Annotated in this window: 1 protein-coding gene and 1 pseudogene; one reads left to right on the forward strand and one right to left on the reverse strand. The window is 61.3% G+C overall.

Going from position 1 to position 2,026, the window contains the following annotated elements; genetic code table 11:
• Positions 1–593, reverse strand: a pseudogene (locus ACH2EH_RS06225) (hypothetical protein); the annotation flags it as partial.
• Between the two features lie 195 nt (positions 594–788).
• On the opposite strand from ACH2EH_RS06225, the gene ACH2EH_RS06230 reads away from it, so the two are divergent.
• Positions 789–2,026 (forward strand): hypothetical protein (locus tag ACH2EH_RS06230; protein WP_395139972.1); only part of this gene is annotated, 1,238 nt, incomplete at its 3' end.

The raw sequence follows: 2,026 nt of genomic DNA on the forward strand, positions 1-2,026 counted from the left end.
CGATCCTGTTGCCCGGAGCCGGTGATGAAAACGACGCAAGGGAACGGCCCGCTGCCCGTGGGAATGCTGAGCGTCCCCGCGAGAGTCACCCCCGCCTCCGCAGGATTAGGGAAGCTAACCTCCGTGGTTTTGTAGGGAAACGGCGCTTTGGGGGTCTGTGGGCGGCGGAGTGTACTGACCTGAGTCACTTTCTTCAGGCTCATCTCCAGCGAGGCCCCGCCTTGCTCAAAAGTCCCCGTGAGGCTCATCCCATCGGCGGAGCGCTTGCCCGTGAAGCGCCACGGTGGCGTGGCAGAGGTCACCGTCACGGTCGCTCCGGTTGCGCTCGCGCTTTTCAGCTTGAGACCCAGGGCGCTCTGATCCGGGCTGTCCCAGGTACCTGCGCCCTTGCCATCGAAGTGAAAAACCATACGGAGCGTGAGCGTATTGGGGAGCGTGATCGCGCCCTCGTAGATCCCCGTCAAGGGAACCCCAGCAGCGGGTTTGACTTTCTGTGTCGGCTTCGGTTGAGGCTTGTTCTTCGTTTTGGGCTTCCGTGCCAGCGCCGCAGGCACACACGCGGCGGCAAGAGCGAGAATCAAGATGCGTTTCATAGGAAGATTGTACCGCCCCCATGAACGGGGGCGTCTTATTGTCCTCGTTCCTCGGACACAAAGGGCGTGCCGCCCATACCGAATACCGAGTTTACTCGGTATGGCCCGGAGGGCCTTCGTGTCGCGAAGCGACAAATAAGACGCCCCCGTTCATGGGGGCGAGAACAAATCGGGCGATACGGTAAAATAGGACAAATGCGTCTTTTTATTGCAGCTCTGCTGAGTGTTGCCACGGCGGCGCTGGCGAGCACCCCCAAAGCGCCCGATACGGCGACGGAGTATCTCACAGCCACGATGGACGATCCCATTGCGCGGCTGCAAAAACGGCTGGCGAGCGGCGACGTCAAGCTGCGCTACGAGCCGCAGGGGGGCTATCTTAAGTCGTTGCTTCGGGAGCTGAAGATTCTCAGCACTTCCCAGATGCTTGTTTTCTCCAAGACCAGCCTGCAATTTGATCTCATCGCGCCGCAGACGCCGCGGGCGCTGTACTTCAACGAGAGCTGCTGGGTAGGATTTGTCCAGGGCGGGCGCGTGCTGGAGCTGATGGCGCAGGATCCGGTCTATGGTGCGGTTTTCTACACGCTCGCCCAGAACCCAAACCAGCTCAAATTCACCCGCCAGACCTACGAGTGCCTCCAGTGCCACCAGTCGCCGCTGACACAAGGAGTGCCGGGGCACATGATGCGCTCGCTGTATATCCGCGCGGACGGCAACCCGGATTTCTCGGCGGGCTCGAAAGTGACCACCGACGAGAGCCCCTTCGAGGAGCGCTGGGGCGGCTGGTATGTCACGGGGACGCACGGCAAGATGCGGCACTTGGGCAATGAGATCGCACGGGGCGGCGATGGGGCGGCGCGGCTGGATACTGAGGCGGGCGCCAATATCACCGATCTACACGCCAAGTTCGACACGACGGCGTACCTCACGCCAAATTCTGACATTGTTGCGCTGCTGGTGGCTGAGCACCAGGGGCATCTGCAAAATCTGCTCACCCGCGCCAGCTATCTTGTCCGAGACTCCCTAAGTGATGAAGAGCAGCTCAACACTGCGCTCAAGGAGACGGGTCGTCGCGAGAGCACCACTCGCCGAATCCACTCCGCCTGTGAGCCGCTGGTGAAGGGCTTGTTCTATTCTGGGGAAGCGCCTCTCAAGGCTAAAGTCACTGGCACCACGGCGTTTGCGCGGCAGTTCCCGCTGCAAGGCCCTCTGGACAGCAACGGACGCTCGCTCCGTGATCTTGACCTGAAAACTCGCCTCGCCCGCTATCCGCTGAGCTGGACAATCTACTCACCGCCGTTTGACGCGCTCCCTAAAGAGGCACGAGACTATGTCGCACGGCGGCTGGGTGAGGTTCTCTCCGGCAAGGACACCACGCCCGAGTTTGCCCATCTGACGGCAGATGACCGGAAGAATATTCGCGAGATTCTGGCGGC

Origin of the sequence: Armatimonas sp. (assembly GCF_043760365.1) — a bacterium.
In the GTDB taxonomy this organism is placed as follows: domain Bacteria; phylum Armatimonadota; class Armatimonadia; order Armatimonadales; family Armatimonadaceae; genus Armatimonas.